Below are 17,375 nucleotides of genomic sequence, written 5' to 3'. Positions count from 1 at the left end.
GCCTCGGCTCAGTCTTGCGGGCGGGACGCTGGGTCCACGCCGCGCGCGCCGCCAGCGCGAAGGCGCTCGGCCACCGCGGTGCCCAGTGCTTCGGCCTGCACGAGCGTGGCCACGGGGCCGTGGGCCTGTGCGCGCACCAGCGGCGCCCGGCCGTCCGGATCACCCCAGGCCGCGTCGATGTGCAGCACATCGTTGCTCAGCGTGGCATGCGCCGCCAGGGGCATGGAGCAGCTGCCGCCCATCGCACGGCTGACCGCGCGCTCGGCCGCCACGGTGAGCCAGGTGGCCTGGTGCGCCAGCGGAGCGAGCGCGTCCACCAGGTCCTGCCGCTCGCCGCGCACCTCGATGCCCAGCGCGCCCTGGCCCGCTGCGGGCAGCATGGTGTCGGGCTCGAACGCGGTGCGGATGCGGGACTCGAGCCCCAGGCGCTTGAGGCCCGCGGCCGCCAGCACGATGCCGTCGTACTGGCCTTCGTCCAGCTTGCGCAGGCGGGTGTCAAGGTTGCCGCGCAGCGGCTCGATCTTGAGGTCCGGCCGCAGGGCCTGCAGCAGCACCTGGCGGCGCAGGCTGGAGGTGCCCACCACCGCGCCCTGGGGCAGATCGGCGAGCGACGCATAGCGGGGCGAGACGAAGGCGTCGCGCGGGTCTTCGCGTTCCATCACGCAGGCCAGCACGAAGCCTTCGGGCAGCTCCATGGGCACGTCTTTCAGCGAGTGCACGGCGATGTGCGCGCGGCCTTCTTCCAGCGCCACTTCCAGCTCCTTCACGAACAGGCCCTTGCCGCCCACCTTGGACAGCGAGCGGTCCAGGATCTGGTCGCCCTTGGTGGTCATGCCCAGCAGCTCCACCGTGTGGCCCTGCGCGCGCAGCAGGGCCTGCACATGCTCGGCCTGCCACAGCGCCAGACGGCTCTCGCGCGTGGCGATCACGATGGACAGCGGCGGGGTTGCCGCGGGGCTGTGCCCTTGCGGCAAGCGAGACTCCTGGGGGGGCAGCGACCCGGTCGGCGAGGCGTGGGGGGCGTCTTTGGGGGTGCTCAAGTTCGTAACCTGTTTGTAATCTTTCAGGGGCGGGCGATGCTAGCATGCGCCCGCACCGGGGCTGTGGTGTGGCCTGGCGCAGACCGGGCGGGCGGCCCCCGGCCATCCCATCCATTCCCGGAGACACCTGCATGAAACGATCCGACAAGGACCAGCCCCTGATCGACGACATCCGCCTGCTCGGCCGCATCCTGGGCGACGTGATCCGCGACCAGGAAGGCGTGGCCGCCTATGAGCTGGTCGAGCAGGTGCGCAAGCTCTCGGTCGCCTTCCGGCGCGACGCCGACCAGGAGGCCGACCGGGCGCTCAAGAAGCTGCTCAAGTCCCTGTCGGGCGACCAGACGGTGAGCGTGATCCGCGCCTTCACCTACTTCAGCCACCTGGCCAATCTGGCCGAGGACCGCCACCACATCCGCCGCCGCGCCGTGCACGAGCGCGCCGGCGACACGCAAGAGGGCAGCATCGAGGTCGCCCTGTCGCGCCTGCGCTGGGCCGGCATTGCGCCCAAGACCATCTCGCAGACGCTGGCCGGCAGCTACGTGGCGCCGGTGCTCACGGCCCACCCCACCGAAGTGCAGCGCAAGAGCATTCTGGATGCCGAGCGCGACATCGCCCAGCTGCTGGCCACGCGCGACGACATCCAGGTGCGCGCCCAGCTGTACAACACTGCCAAGGACGCGCTCACCCCGCGCGAGCTGGCCGCCAACGAGGCCCAACTGCGCGCCCGCGTGGCCCAGCTGTGGCAGACGCGCCTGCTGCGCTACAGCAAGCTCACCGTGGCCGACGAGATCGAGAACGCGCTGTCGTACTACGAAGCCACCTTTCTGCGCGAGATCCCCAAGATCTATGCCGACCTGGAAGCCGAGCTGGGCCAGTACCCCGTGCACAGCTTCTTGCGCATGGGCCAGTGGATCGGCGGCGACCGCGACGGCAACCCCAACGTCACCGCGCAGACCCTGCAGTACGCCCTGGGCCGCCAGGCCGAGGTGGCACTGCGCCACTACCTGACCGAGGTGCACTACCTGGGCGGCGAGTTGTCGCTGTCGGCACGCCTGGTGCAGGTGTCGGCCGAGATGGAAGCGCTGGCTGCGCGCTCGCCCGACACCAACGAGCACCGGGTGGACGAGCCTTACCGCCGTGCGCTGACGGGCGTCTATGCGCGCCTGGCCGCTTCGCTCAAGGAGCTGACCGGCGGCGAGGCGGCGCGCCATGCGGTCGCCCCGCAGAACCCGTACGTGAGTGCCGAGGCCTTCCTGGCCGACCTGCGCGTGATCGAGGCGTCGCTCAAGTCCCACCACGGCGAAGCCCTGGCCGCCGAGCGCCTGCACCCGCTGATCCGCGCGGTGCAGGTCTTCGGCTTTCACCTGGCCACGGTGGACCTGCGCCAAAGCTCCGACAAGCACGAAGAAGTGGTGGCCGAGCTGCTGTCCACGGCACGCATCGAGACCGCGTATTCCACGCTGTCCGAGACCGACAAGCGCGCGCTGCTGCTGCGCCTGCTCAACGATGCACGCCCGCTGCGTGTGGTGGGCGCCAGCTACTCGGACCATGCCCGGGGCGAACTCGCCATCTTCGAGGCGGCCCTGGTCATGCGCCAGCGCTACGGCCACCAGGCCATCCGCCACTACATCATCAGCCACACCGAAACCGTGAGCGACCTGCTGGAGGTGCTGCTGCTGCAAAAGGAAGTGGGGCTGATGCGCGGCACGCTGGACGGCGATGCGCGCAACGACCTCATCGTCGTGCCGCTGTTCGAGACCATCGAAGACCTGCGCAATGCCGCGCCCATCATGCGCGAGTTCTATGCCCTGCCGGGTGTGGCAGGCCTGGTGCACCGCAGCGGCAGCGAGCAGGACATCATGCTGGGCTACAGCGACAGCAACAAGGACGGCGGCATCTTCACCAGCAACTGGGAGCTGTACCGTGCCGAGATCGCGCTGGTGGAGCTGTTCGACGACCTGGCCACCAGCCACGGCATCCAGCTGCGCATGTTCCACGGCCGTGGCGGCACCGTGGGCCGTGGCGGCGGCCCCAGCTACCAGGCCATCCTGGCCCAGCCCCCCGGCACCGTGCGCGGCCAGATCCGCCTGACGGAGCAGGGCGAAGTCATCGCCTCCAAGTACGCCAACCCAGAGATCGGCCGGCGCAACCTGGAGACGCTGGTCGCCGCCACGCTCGAAGCCACGCTGCTGCAGCCCACCAAGCCTGCGACCAAGGCGTTCCTCGACGCCGCGGCCCAACTGTCGCTGGCGAGCATGGGCAGCTACCGCGCACTGGTGTACGAAACGCCGGGCTTCACCGAATACTTCTTCAACTCCACACCCATCCGCGAGATCGCCGAGCTCAACATCGGCTCGCGCCCGGCCAGCCGCAAGGCCAGCCAGAAGATCGAAGACCTGCGTGCTATCCCCTGGGGCTTCAGCTGGGGCCAGTGCCGCCTCACGCTGCCCGGCTGGTTCGGCTTCGGCTCTGCAGTCGATGCCTTCGTCAACGCCGAAGGCAAGGACCCCAAGAGCCAACTGGCGCTGCTGCAAAAGATGTACCGCCAGTGGCCGTTCTTCCGCACCCTGCTGTCCAACATGGACATGGTGCTGGCCAAGAGCGACCTGGCCCTGGCCTCACGCTACAGCGAACTGGTGACCGACGCACGCCTGCGCAAGAAGGTCTTCACCGCCATCGAGGCCGAATGGCAGCGCACCGCCGAGGCCCTGACCCGCATCACCGGCGACAAGCAGCGGCTGACGAACAACGTGGCACTGGCCCGGTCGATCAAGCACCGCTTTCCGTACATCGACCCGCTGCACCACTTGCAGGTCGAACTGGTGCGGCGCTGGCGCGCAGGGCAGGGGGATGAGCGGGTGCAGACCGGGATTCATATCTCCATCAACGGGATTGCAGCGGGGTTGCGGAATACGGGCTGACGCGATTCCACGGCACGACCCTGTGGTGCCGAGCACTGAGCACTGAGCGTTGAGCAGGGCGTGCTGTGAAGCACGGCGGTGCGGGGTTCCGAGGGGGCCGTGTCCCCATGGCCTTATCTCCCCTGCGGAGAGGCCGGGTGCACATCCATCACCCGCACGATGGAAGGCGCCAGCATTTCAGCGGCTGGCGCGGTCTAAATCCCTACCTTCGGTGGTTAGAGCACCCCCAATCCGGCATTACCCGCTGCGGCGTTCTACTACGATAGATTGAGGGGAGCACGGTCATAGACGGCATCTGCGGCGCGACCCCAGCCAAGCGAAAAGCGTCGGCGCACAACCATCTCCAGAACCACAAAGCACGCAGGCCATTCGCCTGCGTGTTTGCGTTCTGTGGTCGCAATGGCAGCAGCGGGGGCATTGGCCTGCGTGCAGCAACTGTCTGGTTTGGCGGCGGACTGCTCAAGCTTGATTGCCTGCATGCCCCTGGCTATTGGATGAACCCATGGAACGCACCCATTGCAATCAATACCTATGCTGAGTTCTTCTTCTTCAACACTGCGAGGCCGCATCATCCGTCGGATGGCGCTGTTGCTGGCTGCATTGGCCCTCTGGTTTTTGGCGGTGGCGCCCATGGCCCGCTGGATCACTTGGAGCAAGGCCGACCAGGAAATAGCGGCGCTGGAAGCCGCGGCAGAGCAGGACGAGAAAATCTCCCCGATCGTGGTGTACAGCACCATTCGCCGGCTGGAGGCAGAGGCCTTCGCGCAGGAGAAGACGCTGACCGCCACCGGGCTCATCACGCTATGGTTCGTGGTCAGCACCATCCAGTCGGCCAAGCGTCGGCGCAACGAGTCAGCGCAATTTTGACGCCGATTCGCTGTCGCTCGCACAGCTCCCAGTCGTTGGCGGTGGGCCGTTGCCCCCGCGCAGCAGCAGTGCTACGGGGTGACACGGCGCCTTAGTCCCCCAGCAACTCCCCCACCGCTTTCAAATCTTCCACCCGGTCGCAGATCGCCTTCACCGCCATCATCACCGGGATGCCCAGCAGCAGGCCCCACAGGCCCCACAGCCAGCCCCAGGCGAGCACGCTCACGAACACGGCGACGGGGCTCATGCTGCTTGTGCGGCTGGTGAGCCAGGGGGTGAGCAGGTTGCCGATGAGGGTGTGGATCACCAGCGACGCGCCGCCGATGGCCAGGGCCATGTCGATGGTGCCGAACTGCAGGAAGGCGACCAGCGCCGATGAACCCGTGACCAAGGCCGAGCCGATGTACGGCGCGAGGTTGAGCACCCCGGCCACCACGCCCCACACGGCGGCGTTCTGCAGGCCCAGCGCCCAGTACGCCAGGCCCGTGGCCACGCCCACCAGCACGCTGGTGAACACCTGCACCAGCAGGTAGCGCTGAATCTGGTTGGTGATGTCTTCCAGCACGTGGATGGTGACCTTGCGCCGCTCCAGGCTGGTACCGGCGATGCGCAGCAGCTTGTTGCGAAACAGGTTGCCGGAAGCGAGCGCGAAGAAGGTGAGGAAGATCACCACCGTCAATTGCCCCAGGGCCGACATCAGACCCATGGTGCCGCTCCACAGGTAGTCGCGCACGTTGAAGGGCGGGCGCTCGACGATCACGCGCTGCACGCCGCGGCGGGCGGGGGCGGCGGCCGTGTTCTCATTGGCGGCCTGTTCGATCTGGGCGGCGGCCTGCTGCACGGTGTCCAGCGGGCTGGCGGTGGTGGCGCGCGAGCGGATGTTGTCGCGCACCTTTTTGGCGGCTACCGGCAGGGAGTCGACCAGTTGTGCAGCGCCGTCGCTCAGCGACCAGGCGGCGGTGGCCAGGCTGCCGACGATGGCGATCAGCAGCACGCCCGCGCCCAGCCAGCGCGGAACGCGGGCGCGGTGCAGCATCTCGACGGCAGGCCGCAGCGCCGTGGTGAGCAGCAGGCTCAGCATGATGGGGATGAACACCGCACTGGCCCAGTGCAACAAGGCCACGCTGGCGAACAGGGCCAGCAGGGCGAGCGACAGGTTGCGCACGTCCACGGGCATGTGGAGCATGAGCGGGCTGTTCAAGGCGGTGGGGGAGGCCGAGGACAGCGCGGCTTCTGACATGGCGGGTGTCGCAGGACCTGCGGGTGCCGCCACAGTCTGCGGGCTGATTCGGTCAGCGGCCGGAGTTGATGAGGGAGGCTGCGCCGGGGGCGCTGCTGCATGCGCTGTCTCCTGAGGGGCGGTGCCGGCCGGCCTGGCAGGGGTGGCGTCCGCGGTGGTGGCGGGGGCAGGGGGCAGGGGGTCGGCAGCGGGCGCAGTCATGCGCAGATTGTGCTGCAGCCATCCCACCGCGTTTGTAGGCGGCCACGCCACCGCTCGTGTTGTGCCGGGGGAAGAACGGCGCAAAACCCACGCTTATTGCCTGATGGCGGTAACCCCTGCACCGCTACGATGACGCGATGCCATTGCAATGCCTGCATTCCATTCACTTCACGGCGACAAGGGGGTCGTGCGCATGAAACACCAACGACCACGGGCGGTGGGCGTGCTGTGGCGCGCCGCGGCAGCTGCTGCCGTCCTGCTGATGGCCGGCTGCTCGTCTCTGGATGTGCCCCGCGCCGACAACTATCCCGCCACCGACCAGAAAAAGGCGCGCGCTGTGCACCACTGGGATGTGCTGGCCGACGATGTGGCCAGCCGCATCGCCAGCAAGATCAGCGCCTGGCCGGCCGGCGAGTACCCCATCTACGTGTCGACGATCGCAGGCGACACCAGCTTCAACAACGGATTTCGCAAGCTGCTCATCACGCGCTTGCTGGACCGGGGCGTGACCTTGTCCACCCAGCCGACGGCCGTGACGCTGACGTTTGAAACGCAACTGGTGCAGCACGAGGCACGGGTGGTCAGCAAGGGCCCGATGCCCTGGACGCGCCTGGCACTGGGCGTGGGCGTGGCGCGTGACTGGCATCTTTACCACCAGAGCGCGGGTTCAATGCTCGGCGGGATCGTCGCGCTGGGCGCGATCACCGACCTGACGCAATACGCAATCAGCGGCGCCGCAGCCGGTGGGCCCACGCGCACCGAAGTGCTGATCACCACGTCGCTCGAAAGTGCAGACCGGTACCTGGCGCGCACGGCCGATGTCTACTACATCGAGCAGGATGACTCGGTCCTGTACAAGGCCAAGGCGCCTGAGCCGCCGCCCCCCATGCCGCCCCCGCCCACCCCCATGAAAACGTGGCAGGTGGTGGCACCATGACGCCCCGCCTGCCCCGCGCCCCAATGCGCGCCATGCACACACTGGCTGCCGCCTGCCTGGCCCTGGGCCTGCAGGGCTGTGCGAGCAACCCCATGCACAGCTACTACTACGGCGACCGGGCCGGTGGCATTTCGCGCAGCGACCTGATCGAGACCAACGAGCGCGCTGCCGACGCGCTGCTGCAGTACGCACCGCTGGACGCGCGCCAGCCGGTGCTGGTGGCCACGTTGGTGAATGTGGACCGCCTGACCGAATCGTCCCGTCTGGGCCGCATCTTCTCCGAGCAGATTGCGGGCCGCCTGGTGCACCGCGGGCTGCGGGTGACCGAGGTGAAGCTGCGCGACAACCTGCTGCTGCAGCGCGACCAGGGCGAGTTGCTTCTGTCGCGCGAGGTGCGCGAGGTCAGCCAGGCGCAGGACGCGCAGGCCGTGGTGGTGGGCACGTATGCGGTGTCCACGACGGTGGTTTACATCAGCTTGAAGCTGGTGAACCCCGTGGGCAACACGGTGGTGGCTGCGCACAACTATGCGGTGCCGATGGATGAGAACGTGCGGGCGTTGCTGGCTGGAAGGTAGTGAAGCCCCCCTGAGCCGCTTCGCGCCTTCCCCCGAGGGGGACGCCCCCAGCGCGGCGGGGCGGCCCTTGCGCGGGGGCACTGGCTTGGTCCATGCGAGTTCATAGACCAGTGGACTGTTGTCTCCTCCAGAAACACCAAAGCCCCGCCGGTAGTCCGTGCGGGGCTTTTTGCTGGAAAGGTCAATGCAGCATCAGCGCGCCGGCGGTCTTGCTCTTGCCGGCCCGTGCGGGTGGGTTGCACAGGCCGCAGGTGAAGTGGCGGTTTTCGTACAGCTCGGTCACGAACTGGCCGCTGCACTGCGAGCACTTGGTGCGGGTGAGCATGCCGGCGTCCACGAACTTCACCAGGCGCCAGGCGCGGGTGAAGGACAGCAGGGGTTCGATCTCGGCCGTGGCGACCTGTTCGTTGTACAGGCGGTAGGCCTTGGTCAGCAGTTCCACCGAATCCAGGTCCACGCCCTTGGACAGATATTCGTAGATGTTCAAAAACAGCGAGCTGTGGATGTTTTCCTGCCAGGTCAGGAACCAGTCGGTCGAGAAGGGCAGTTGGCCCTTGGACGGCGACTTGCCCGCGATCTCCTTGTAAAGGCGGATCAGCCGCTCGTACGACAGCGTGGTTTCCGATTCCAGCACCTGCATGCGTGCGCCCATCTGGATCAGCATGGCAGCGCGTTCGATCTGCTTGGATTCGTTCAGAACGCTCTTGGCTGGGGCTTTGACGGCGGCGGCAGGGGTGGTGGACGACATGGAGGGCTTTCGGCGGGGTGGGCGGTGAGGGCGGGGCAGGTGAAGCGCTGCTCTGTCAGAGCACTTCAGACACGCGGCTGGCCATCAGGATGTTGGCGTGCAGCGTGTTCGTGGCTTCGTTCCCCACCTTCTTGGCCGAGTGGTTGGTCAGCAAGCTCCACACCAGGTTGTCGTCCACACGGAAGCTGCACAGCAGCGTGTTGCGGGAGGCCAGCTTCATCACTTGCGCTGCGGACAGCGAAGCGAGAATATCGGCAGACTCCTCGTTCATGCCCAAGCGGAACACGGCTTCCGCCTTGTCCTGGCGAATCAGGGTCTGGGCCAGCATCAGGTAAGTGAGGTTGGCTTCGCGGATTTCAGCGAGGATTTGTTCGTTGGTCATGGCAGCTTCCTTTTTCCAGTTCGGGGTCCGCGTTTCCTGCTGATTGCAGGCTTTGCGTGATCCGATGAAATGGATTGTGAAACCGCCCCAATCAGAAATTAAGTCGGGGTTTGGATGTGCCGCGTGTCTGGTTGTGCGGTGGGTCGTGTAGGAATTTGCCTTACAAGAACCTCAGGCGCTGTCCCGCATTTCCATTGGTGCAGGGGTGCTGTGCCTGTATGCACACCCTGCCCGATTCTGCTCATGGTTTTGATAGCGCCTGCAAAACCATCTTTTTTGCGGTTTTACACGCCGCGTTGGCATGTTGTGGCGCGAATCAGCCTTTTTCGACCGGGCGGGCGGGGTCTGAGCACCATTCGCTCCAGCTGCCGGCAAACAGCGCGGTAGGGCCCAGGCCGGCCACTTCCATGGCCAGCAGGTTGGGCACGGCGCTCACGCCGCTGCCGCACTGGTGCACCACGGTGGCCGGGTCGCGGCCTGCGAGCAGGGCGTCGAACTCCGCGCGCAGTGTGGCGGCGGGCTTGAAGCGGCCGTCCGCGCCGATGTTCTCGGCAAACGGGCGGTTCAGCGCGCCGGGGATGTGGCCCGCCACCGGGTCCAGCGGCTCCACTTCACCGCGAAAGCGTGCGCCGGCACGGGCGTCGATCACGTTTTGCGCGGGGCTGCCCAGGCCGGCCAGCACCTCGTCGGCCGTGGCCAGGCGGCGCAGGGGCTCGCCCAGTTCGAAGTTGGACTGGAAGTGCGCGGGATCCTCACCGCTGGCCACCGCGCCACCGGCCGTCTGCCAGGCCTGGAGGCCGCCGTCGAGCACGGCCACCGCATCGTGGCCCGCCCACTTGAGCATCCACCACAGGCGACCGCAGTAGTTGGCGCCCTGGCGGTCGTACACCACGGCCTGCATGTGGTTGGCAAAGCCTACGCTGGAGAGCCACATCGAAAATCGCTCGCGGCTGGGCAGCGGGTGGCGGCCGCCGGACGCGGGCTTGTCGGCCTCTTGCGCGGTCAGGGTGCCTCCCGCACCGGGCGCGCCGTGCTTGGCGCTCAGGTGGTGGTCGAGGTCGGCGTAGACGGCGCCGGGGATGTGGGCCTGGTCGTACTGCTGTGCACCGGCCGAAGGATGCATCAGGTCGAAGCTGCAGTCGAACACCATCAGCGGCGCGCCGCCGTCGATCAGGGCCTGCAGTTCAGAAGCGGAAATGAGGGTGGTGTAAGAGGTGGTCATCGAAGTGGGATGTCAAAACAACGGGCTCCATTGTGTCCAGTTGCGCGCCGTCCCGTGCATCCAGTTCGTATCAATGTTCTTCAGCGGGCGCGCCGGGTGCGGCACGAGCGCGCAGGATGGTGGCGGCAATGCCGCTGCCCACGATGAGCGCCATGCCCGCCCAGGCGATGGGCGGCAACTGGTCGCCGAACAGGGCCACGCTGTAGATGGCGGCGAACACGATGCCCGAGTACTGCAGGTTGGCCACCACCAGGGTGCCGCGCTGCGTTTTGGCGCTGGCATACGCCTTGGTCATGCACAGCTGGCCGCCCGCCGCCAGGATGCCGATGGGCAGCAGCCAGAGGGCCTGCCACCCCGGCCACACCGACGTGCCGGTGAACAGCAGCGCCGCGCCGCCCGCCACTGCCGAGCCCAGCGCAAAGTAAAACACCGTGCGCGACTCGGGCTCGCCCAGCCGCGACAGGGCCACGACCTGCATGTAGGCAAACGCGGCCGACAGGCCCGACATCAGTCCGATCATGCCGGCGAAGGCCTGGTGCGCGTCCAGGCTGGGGCGCAGCATCATCACCACGCCCACGAAGCCGGTGAGCACGGTGGCGATCAGCGTGCCCTGCAGCGCGGGGCGCGGGGTGGTGGCCGAGGGCCGCCAGGCCAGCAGCGTGCCGCCGATGAGAAAGGCCGCGATCCACACGCTGCTCATGTAGTTGAGGGTCATGGCCGTGGCCAGGGGCAAATGGGCAATCGCGTAGAACCAGGCCCCGAGCGACACCACGCCCACCGAGCTGCGCCACGCATGCATGCCCGGGTACTGCGTGGCCAGGCTCACCTTTTGCGACCGGGCCAGCAGCCACAGAATGGCCATGCCGATCAGGCCGCGGTAGCACACCAGCTCGGCCGAGTTGAAGAAGCTGGAGGCGAGCTTCACGCACACGCCCATGCTGGCAAACAGGAACGCGGCCAACACCATCCAGAGGGCTTGCATGGGGAATGAGTCTCGAAAGTAAAAATAGCTGCCGCGCTGGATTACCAAGCGCTGGCAGCTATTGTAATGAGAGCATTGCGGGTGAACCCGCGGATTCAGGCGGCTTTGCGCCCCAGTTCAGCGCTTTGGTACTGCTTCACCCATCGCGTTGCGATACCACTCGTGAAAGTGCTGCATCCCGTCTTCCATGGGGCTCTGGTAGGGGCCGACTTCATTGTCGCCGCGCGCCAGCAGCGCCTTGCGGCCGGCGTCCATGCGCTCGCCGATCTCATCGTCCTCGACGCAGGTCTCCATGTAGGCAGCCTTCTGCGCCTCGACAAATTCGCGCTCGAACGCCGCGATCTCTTCAGGGTAGTAGAACTCCACCATGTTCATGGTCTTGGTCGGGCTGATGGGGTGCAGCGTGGACACGGTCAGCACGTGCGGGTACCACTCCACCATGATGTGCGGGTACAGCGTGAGCCAGATCGCACCGTGCTTGGGCGGCTTGCCCTCGCGGAAGGCCAGCAGCGCCTCGTGCCAGCGCTCGTACACCGGGCTGCCGGCCTTGCCCAGGCGGTTGGCCACGCCCACGGTCTGCACCGAGTAGTTCTGGCCGAACTCCCAGCGCAGGTCGTCGCACGTCACGAAGCTGCCGAGGCCCGGGTGGAAGGGGCCGACGTGGTAGTCCTCCAGGTAGACCTCGATGAAGGTCTTCCAGTTGTAGTTGCACTCGTGCATCTCGACATGGTCGAGCACGTAGCCGTCAAAGCTCAAGTCGGCGCGCGGGCCCATCTGGGCGAGGTCGGCGGCCACGTCGTAGCCATTGTCTTCGAACAGCAGCCCGTTCCACTCGCGCAGCGGGTAGTTGTTCAGGTTCAGGCACGGGTCGTGCGAGAAGTGGGGCGCGCCCAGCAGTTCGCCCTTCGGGCTGTACGTCCAGCGGTGCAGGGGGCACACGATGTTGCCGCCCGCATGGCCCTTGCCCTGGCCTTGCAGCGAACCCTTGCCCTTGAGCATGACGGCCTGGCGGTGGCGGCAGACGTTGGAGACCAGCTCGACGCCGCCCTGGGCGTTGCGCACCAGCGCGCGGCCCTCGCCTTCCTGGGGCAGTGCGTAGTAGTCGCCCGCATTCGGCACGCTCAGTTGGTGCCCCACATAGCGGGGCCCGCGCTGGAAGATGGTGGCTAGCTCGCGCTGGAACAGCGCATCGTCAAAGTAGCTTGAAACTGGTAGTTGGCTTGCGGCCTGCTGCAGTTGAAGACTTAAATCAGACATGGGTGACCTGACCTAAAGACTCCCCACAGGGAAGTGCGGGAGGTGCGCCGGAGCGCATCCAGAAAAAAGAAACCGGCTCGGGAACATGAGCCGGTGTGCGGGAATGGGATTATAGGCGGTGGGGTTATTCCCGCATCCCCGCTACGTGTATTGAAAAGCTTCGTTCTAGATGCAGATCAAACCGCCGCGATGCCCTGGGCATGGACCAGCTGGCGATTGGCTTCGGCAAGGGCGCGCCCATTCTGCGGCCTTGGCCCCCTGCGTCGCAGTGGTGCGCCTAAAATGACCGGTTTTTTCACCCGCGCTCTGCGCCCCCTCCATGCCCAAGGCCCCCGCCACCCCCGCGCCTCCTTCCGAACCCGCCAGCTACGAAGCGGCGCTGGAGGAACTGGAGCAGCTTGTGGCCCGCATCGAGTCGGGCCAGCTGCCGCTGGACCAGATGCTGGCCGGCTACCAGCGCGGCGCCACGCTGCTGGCCTTTTGCCGGCAGCGGCTCGAAGCCGTGCAGGACCAGATCAAGGTGCTGGACGAGGGCCAACTGCAACCATGGAGCCAGGAATGAGTGCAGTGCCCGCGCCGACATCCGCAGCAACGAATCCCGTGCCTTTTGAATTTGAAGCCGGCCCCTGGAGCCACCACCACCTTGCTCGCGTGGAGCAGGCCCTGTCGAACTGGGTGGGCGACGGCGCGCCGGCCGGCCTGGGCGATGCCATGCGCTATGCGGTGCTCGATGGCGGCAAGCGGCTGCGGCCCCTGCTGGTGATGGCCGCATACGAGGCCGTGTGCAGCGCCCACCCCGCAGCGGCAGCGGCGACGACAACCGCGGCAGCGGCGACCACACCGGCTGACGACGCAGCCCTGCGCGCCGCGTGCGCGGTCGAGCTGATCCACGCGTACTCGCTGGTGCACGACGACATGCCCTGCATGGACAACGACGTGCTGCGCCGGGGCAAGCCCACGGTGCACGTGCAGTTCGGCGAGGCGCAGGCCCTGTTGGCGGGCGACGCGCTGCAGGCGTTTGCGTTCGAGCTGCTCACGCCCGACGGCAGCGCCATACCGCCGGCCACGCAGGCCACGCTGTGCCGCCTGCTGGCGCGCGCGGCGGGCTCGGCCGGCATGGCGGGCGGGCAGGCCATCGACCTGGCCAGCGTGGGCATAGTGCTGACCGAAGACCAGTTGCGCCAGATGCACCGGCTCAAGACCGGCGCGCTGCTGCAGGGCAGCGTGCTCATGGGCGCCGTGTGCGGCCATGCCGCGCAGCCGGCCTACCAGGCGCTGTCAGACTATGGTGCGGCCATGGGCCTGGCGTTCCAGGTGGTGGACGACATCCTGGACGTGGTGGCCGATTCGGCCACGCTCGGCAAGACGGCGGGCAAGGATGCCGCGGCCGACAAGCCCACCTATGTGTCGCTGCTGGGCCTGGCACGGGCGCAGGCCTATGCACAAGAACTGCTGCAAGAGTCGTACGCGGCGCTCGCGCGCAGCGGACTGCCCGACGCCCGCGCCCTGGGGGCGCTGGCGGACATGGTCGTGCGCCGCTCTCATTGAGCTTCGTCCTCACCCCGTTCATGCGCCGTGCCTGCCCCGTTGTTGCCGATCATGATGAAAACTAGCCCCTACCGCTTGTCCAGCAAGCGCTGGCAGCTATCAAAAGAATAGTAATGTCAACCACGTCCTTTCCCCTGCTGCAGACCATCAACGACCCGGCAGACCTGCGCCAGCTCTCCCGCGCAGACCTCAAGGCGCTGGCCACCGAACTGCGCGAGTTCGTGCTGCAAAGCGTCTCGCAGACCGGTGGGCACCTGAGCTCCAACCTGGGCACGGTCGAGTTGACGGTGGCCCTGCACCACGTCTTCAACACCCCCGAAGACCGGCTGGTGTGGGACGTGGGCCACCAGACCTATCCGCACAAGATCCTGACCGGCCGGCGCGACCGCATGCAGACGCTGCGGCAGATGGGCGGCATATCGGGCTTTCCGCAGCGGGCCGAGAGCCCGTACGACACCTTCGGCACCGCGCATTCCAGCACCAGCATCTCGGCCGCGCTGGGCATGGCCCTGGCGGCCAAGCTCAAGGGCGAAAACCGCCACGCGGTGGCCATCATCGGCGACGGCGCCATGACGGCCGGCATGGCCTTCGAGGCGCTGAACAACGCCGGCGTGGCCGATGCCAACCTGCTCGTGGTGCTCAACGACAACGACATGTCGATCAGCCCGCCCGTGGGTGCGCTCAACCGGTACCTGGCGCAGCTCATGAGCGGCCAGTTCTACGCCGCCGCCAAGAACGTGGGCAAGACCGTGCTCAAGCCCGTGCCGCCGCTGCTGGAGCTGGCCAAGCGCTTCGAGCAGCAGGCCAAGGGCATGGTGGTGCCCGCCACGCTGTTCGAAAAATTCGGCTTCAACTACATCGGCCCCATCGACGGGCACGACCTCGACTCGCTCATCCCCACGCTTGAGAACATCAAGAGCCTCAAGGGCCCGCAGTTCCTGCATGTGGTGACCAAGAAGGGCCAGGGCTACAAGCTGGCCGAGGCCGACCCCGTGGCCTACCACGGCCCGGGCAAGTTCGACCCCAGCGTGGGCCTGACCAAGCCCGCCACGCCGCCCAAGCCCACGTTCACCCAGGTCTTCGGCCAATGGCTGTGCGACATGGCCGCGCACGACACGCGCCTGGTGGGCATCACGCCCGCCATGCGCGAGGGCTCGGGCATGGTCGAGTTCGAAAAGCGCTTCCCGGACCGCTACTACGACGTTGGCATTGCCGAGCAGCACGCGGTGACCTTTGCGGGCGGCATGGCCTGCGAGGGCGTCAAGCCCGTGGTGGCGATCTACTCCACGTTCTTGCAGCGCGGCTACGACCAGCTGATCCACGACGTGGCGCTGCAGAACCTGCCGGTGGTCTTTGCGCTCGACCGCGCGGGCCTGGTGGGGGCCGACGGCGCCACGCACGCGGGGGCGTACGACATCCCCTTCGTGCGCTGCATTCCCAACATGAGCATGGCGTGCCCGGCCGACGAGCGCGAATGCCGCCAGTTGCTGTCCACCGCGTTCGCGCAGAACCACCCCGTGGCCGTGCGCTACCCGCGCGGCAGCGGCGCGGGCGTGGCGCCCCTGCCGGGGCTGGAAGGCCTGCCGTTCGGCAAGGGCGAGATCCGCCGCGAACGACAGGGCACTGCTGCGCCCGGCAGCACCCCGCGCATCGCCATCCTCGCCTTCGGCACGCTGCTGTACCCGGCCCTGCAGGCCGGTGACGCGCTCGATGCCACCGTGGCCAATATGCGCTGGGCCAAGCCCATCGACGAGGCCCTGCTGCGCGACGTGGCCGAGCGCCACGATGTGCTGGTGACGCTGGAAGAGGGCGCCATCCAGGGCGGCGCAGGCAGCGCCGTGACCGAGGCGCTCAACGCCATGGGCATCGTGCGCCCCGTGCTGCAATTGGGCCTGCCCGATGTCTTCATCGAGCATGGCGACCCGGCCAAGCTGCTGGCACTGCAGGGCCTGGATGCCGCGGGCATCGAGCGGGCGATCCGCCAACGCTTCCTGGCGTCCTGATCGGCACACCGCCAGGGGGCGGTGGTGCGGCAATGGCTACTGGCATGGGCGGCCCGCACAGGCCGTGCACTGATGGCCGGCCGCGTTCGGAGCGTCGCCGCGTGCGGCGCCATCGCTTCGGCGTCACCTTGCACTGCGATCGGCCAGAGCGGGGCAGTTGCCGCTGCGGCCCTGGACGGCTTCGGCCGGGCGCAGAGATACCTCGCCCGGCGCCCGGGAAAACCTAGAGGGCAGTCCGCACCCCTGCCTTCTACAATTGCGTCAAAAAGCAACGGGCCACCAGCCCGTGCGGGCGCTGCAAGGGTGCCCTGGCTGCTCCCTTCCGGCACTACCACCCCTCTGGAGACTTTTTGTATGGATCGCCGTTCGCTCATCAAGCACTCCGGTCTGGCGGGTGTACTGGCCACAGGCGTTGCGCCGGCCGTGCATGCCCAGCCCACGCTGCGGTGGCGCATAGCATCCAGTTTTCCGCGCTCCTCGGACAACATCTTCGGCGGCGCCGAGGTGTTCGCGAAGGCCGTGCGCACCCTGTCCAACGGCAAGTTCGAGATATCGGTCCACCCCGGCGGAGAACTCATGCCCCCGTTCGACGTGGTGGATGGCGTGCAGAGCGGCGCGGTGGAGATGTGCCACGCCGTGCCGTATTACTTCTACGCCAAGAACCCGGCGTTCGCGCTGGGTTGTGCGGTGCCTTTCGGCTTCAATGCCCGCCAGATGAGTGCGTGGATGCTGCATGGCAACGGGCGCAAGCTCATGAACGAGTTCTACGCCGGCTACAACATCGTGAGTTTTGCCTGCGGCAACACAGGCACGCAGATGGGCGGCTGGTTCCTGCGCGAGATCAAGACGCCTGCGGACTTCAAAGGCCTGAAGATCCGGGTGGGTGGCGGCTTGGTGGCCGAGGTCATGCAGAGGCTGGGCGCCATTCCGCAGAGCCTGCCGGGCGGCGAGATCTACCAGGCGCTGCAAAAGGGCGTGATCGATGCGGCCGAGTGGATCGGCCCTTACGATGACCAGAAGCTGGGCTTCAACAAGGTGGCGCCTTACTACTATTACCCGGGCTGGTGGGAGGGCGGCCCCGAGGTCGACCTCTATGTGAACAAGAAGGCCTACGAGTCGCTCACGCCAGACTACCGCTTCATCATCGAGGCTGCGGCATCGATAGCGCACACGGACATGCTCGCCCGGTACGACGCGCTCAATCCCAACGCGCTCAAGCAACTGGTGGCCGCCAAGACCAAGGTGCTGCCGTTTTCGCAGACCGTGATGGATGCCGCGTTCAAGGCATCGATGGACGTCTTCGCGCAGAACGACTCCAAAAGCCCGGAGTGGAAAAAGATCTACGGCGACATGCGCAACTTCCAGCGTGACCAGATCCTGTGGTTCCGGTTTGCGGAAGCGCGGTATGACACGTTCATGTCGGCGCAGAAGATTTAGCTCCCCCTGAGTCGC

Annotated in this window: 16 protein-coding genes; 8 read left to right on the top strand and 8 right to left on the bottom strand. The window is 67.1% G+C overall.

Annotated elements, in window-relative coordinates; translation table 11 throughout:
* Positions 1–8 precede the first annotated feature (8 nt).
* A complete protein-coding gene (gene hemC, locus ACSQ3N_RS20200) occupies positions 9–974 on the bottom strand; it encodes a hydroxymethylbilane synthase (RefSeq protein ID WP_436147987.1) in 966 nt (321 codons plus the stop codon).
* Between the two features lie 197 nt (positions 975–1,171).
* On the opposite strand from hemC, the gene ppc reads away from it, so the two are divergent.
* The gene (ppc, locus tag ACSQ3N_RS20195; protein ID WP_436147265.1) at positions 1,172–3,961 is read left to right on the top strand and encodes a phosphoenolpyruvate carboxylase; all 2,790 of its coding nucleotides are present in this window, start codon (positions 1,172–1,174) and stop codon (positions 3,959–3,961) included.
* Between the two features lie 257 nt (positions 3,962–4,218).
* Here ppc and ACSQ3N_RS20190 read toward each other — a convergent pair whose 3' ends face one another.
* Entirely contained in the window at positions 4,219–4,593 is a 375-nt protein-coding gene (locus ACSQ3N_RS20190) for a hypothetical protein (protein WP_156372040.1), read from the bottom strand.
* Between ACSQ3N_RS20190 and ACSQ3N_RS20185 the strand changes: the two genes are divergently transcribed.
* Complete coding sequence (locus ACSQ3N_RS20185) at positions 4,592–4,828, top strand: hypothetical protein (protein ID WP_156372039.1); 237 nt, start codon at positions 4,592–4,594, stop codon at positions 4,826–4,828. The two genes, ACSQ3N_RS20190 and ACSQ3N_RS20185, sit on opposite strands and share 2 nt — an antisense overlap.
* Positions 4,829–4,919: 91 nt before the next feature.
* Here the strand turns inward: ACSQ3N_RS20185 and ACSQ3N_RS20180 are convergent, their stop codons facing one another.
* Positions 4,920–6,275, bottom strand: a complete 1,356-nt coding sequence (locus ACSQ3N_RS20180) for an AI-2E family transporter (protein WP_436147986.1) — start codon at positions 6,273–6,275, stop codon at positions 4,920–4,922.
* A gap of 187 nt (positions 6,276–6,462) precedes the next feature.
* On the opposite strand from ACSQ3N_RS20180, the gene ACSQ3N_RS20175 reads away from it, so the two are divergent.
* Together ACSQ3N_RS20175 and ACSQ3N_RS20170 are read left to right on the top strand one after the other, a co-directional pair.
* Positions 6,463–7,206: a hypothetical protein gene (locus ACSQ3N_RS20175; RefSeq protein WP_056166930.1), complete on the top strand. Its 744-nt coding sequence runs from the start codon at positions 6,463–6,465 to the stop codon at positions 7,204–7,206.
* Positions 7,207–7,229: 23 nt separating this feature from the next.
* Positions 7,230–7,781 carry a FlgO family outer membrane protein gene (locus ACSQ3N_RS20170; protein WP_436147985.1) on the top strand — a complete coding sequence of 184 codons (552 nt, stop codon included), beginning with the start codon at positions 7,230–7,232 and terminating at the stop codon, positions 7,779–7,781.
* A 181-nt stretch (positions 7,782–7,962) separates the two neighbouring features.
* Here the strand turns inward: ACSQ3N_RS20170 and flhC are convergent, their stop codons facing one another.
* From flhC to ACSQ3N_RS20145, 5 genes are all read right to left on the bottom strand, one after another.
* Complete coding sequence (gene flhC, locus ACSQ3N_RS20165; RefSeq protein WP_396504065.1) at positions 7,963–8,529, bottom strand: flagellar transcriptional regulator FlhC; 567 nt, start codon at positions 8,527–8,529, stop codon at positions 7,963–7,965.
* 55 nt (positions 8,530–8,584) lie between these two features.
* Positions 8,585–8,911 (bottom strand): flagellar transcriptional regulator FlhD, encoded by a 327-nt coding sequence (gene flhD, locus ACSQ3N_RS20160; RefSeq protein WP_056166924.1) that lies wholly within the window; start codon positions 8,909–8,911, stop codon positions 8,585–8,587.
* Positions 8,912–9,227: 316 nt separating this feature from the next.
* Complete coding sequence (locus ACSQ3N_RS20155) at positions 9,228–10,133, bottom strand: sulfurtransferase (protein ID WP_436147264.1); 906 nt, start codon at positions 10,131–10,133, stop codon at positions 9,228–9,230.
* 70 nt (positions 10,134–10,203) lie between these two features.
* The gene (locus ACSQ3N_RS20150; RefSeq protein ID WP_056166916.1) at positions 10,204–11,115 is read right to left on the bottom strand and encodes a DMT family transporter; all 912 of its coding nucleotides are present in this window, start codon (positions 11,113–11,115) and stop codon (positions 10,204–10,206) included.
* Between the two features lie 117 nt (positions 11,116–11,232).
* Positions 11,233–12,372 carry an aromatic ring-hydroxylating oxygenase subunit alpha gene (locus ACSQ3N_RS20145; RefSeq protein WP_436147263.1) on the bottom strand — a complete coding sequence of 380 codons (1,140 nt, stop codon included), beginning with the start codon at positions 12,370–12,372 and terminating at the stop codon, positions 11,233–11,235.
* A 319-nt stretch (positions 12,373–12,691) separates the two neighbouring features.
* Here ACSQ3N_RS20145 and ACSQ3N_RS20140 point away from each other — a divergent pair, with 319 nt between their 5' ends.
* The 4 genes from ACSQ3N_RS20140 to ACSQ3N_RS20125 all read left to right on the top strand — a co-directional run bounded on the left by ACSQ3N_RS20140 (position 12,692) and on the right by ACSQ3N_RS20125 (position 17,360).
* Positions 12,692–12,934, top strand: coding sequence for an exodeoxyribonuclease VII small subunit (locus tag ACSQ3N_RS20140; protein ID WP_056166910.1), 243 nt, complete (start codon positions 12,692–12,694; stop codon positions 12,932–12,934).
* A complete protein-coding gene (locus ACSQ3N_RS20135) occupies positions 12,931–13,920 on the top strand; it encodes a polyprenyl synthetase family protein (RefSeq protein ID WP_436147262.1) in 990 nt (329 codons plus the stop codon). Before ACSQ3N_RS20140 ends, ACSQ3N_RS20135 begins: the two co-directional genes overlap by 4 nt.
* A 113-nt stretch (positions 13,921–14,033) precedes the next feature.
* Positions 14,034–15,923 (top strand): 1-deoxy-D-xylulose-5-phosphate synthase, encoded by a 1,890-nt coding sequence (gene dxs, locus ACSQ3N_RS20130; protein ID WP_056166904.1) that lies wholly within the window; start codon positions 14,034–14,036, stop codon positions 15,921–15,923.
* 354 nt (positions 15,924–16,277) lie between these two features.
* The gene (locus ACSQ3N_RS20125) at positions 16,278–17,360 is read left to right on the top strand and encodes a TRAP transporter substrate-binding protein (RefSeq protein ID WP_056166900.1); all 1,083 of its coding nucleotides are present in this window, start codon (positions 16,278–16,280) and stop codon (positions 17,358–17,360) included.
* Positions 17,361–17,375 lie beyond the last annotated feature (15 nt).

Origin of the sequence: Acidovorax sp. LjRoot194 (assembly GCF_964253015.1) — a bacterium.
Lineage (GTDB): Bacteria > Pseudomonadota > Gammaproteobacteria > Burkholderiales > Burkholderiaceae_C > Acidovorax.
This window is presented reverse-complemented; position numbering and strand designations above follow the sequence as displayed.

Coding starts and splice junctions, on each gene's coding strand:
- ppc (WP_436147265.1), top strand. CDS start 1,172: ATGAAACGATCCGACAAGGACCAGCCCCTGATCGACGACATCCGCCTG.
- ACSQ3N_RS20185 (WP_156372039.1), top strand. CDS start 4,592: ATGGCCCGCTGGATCACTTGGAGCAAGGCCGACCAGGAAATAGCGGCG.
- ACSQ3N_RS20190 (WP_156372040.1), bottom strand. CDS start 4,593: ATGGGCGCCACCGCCAAAAACCAGAGGGCCAATGCAGCCAGCAACAGC.
- ACSQ3N_RS20175 (WP_056166930.1), top strand. CDS start 6,463: ATGAAACACCAACGACCACGGGCGGTGGGCGTGCTGTGGCGCGCCGCG.
- ACSQ3N_RS20170 (WP_436147985.1), top strand. CDS start 7,230: ATGCGCGCCATGCACACACTGGCTGCCGCCTGCCTGGCCCTGGGCCTG.
- flhC (WP_396504065.1), bottom strand. CDS start 8,529: ATGTCGTCCACCACCCCTGCCGCCGCCGTCAAAGCCCCAGCCAAGAGC.
- flhD (WP_056166924.1), bottom strand. CDS start 8,911: ATGACCAACGAACAAATCCTCGCTGAAATCCGCGAAGCCAACCTCACT.
- ACSQ3N_RS20155 (WP_436147264.1), bottom strand. CDS start 10,133: ATGACCACCTCTTACACCACCCTCATTTCCGCTTCTGAACTGCAGGCC.
- ACSQ3N_RS20150 (WP_056166916.1), bottom strand. CDS start 11,115: ATGCAAGCCCTCTGGATGGTGTTGGCCGCGTTCCTGTTTGCCAGCATG.
- ACSQ3N_RS20145 (WP_436147263.1), bottom strand. CDS start 12,372: ATGTCTGATTTAAGTCTTCAACTGCAGCAGGCCGCAAGCCAACTACCA.
- ACSQ3N_RS20140 (WP_056166910.1), top strand. CDS start 12,692: ATGCCCAAGGCCCCCGCCACCCCCGCGCCTCCTTCCGAACCCGCCAGC.
- ACSQ3N_RS20135 (WP_436147262.1), top strand. CDS start 12,931: ATGAGTGCAGTGCCCGCGCCGACATCCGCAGCAACGAATCCCGTGCCT.
- dxs (WP_056166904.1), top strand. CDS start 14,034: ATGTCAACCACGTCCTTTCCCCTGCTGCAGACCATCAACGACCCGGCA.
- ACSQ3N_RS20125 (WP_056166900.1), top strand. CDS start 16,278: ATGGATCGCCGTTCGCTCATCAAGCACTCCGGTCTGGCGGGTGTACTG.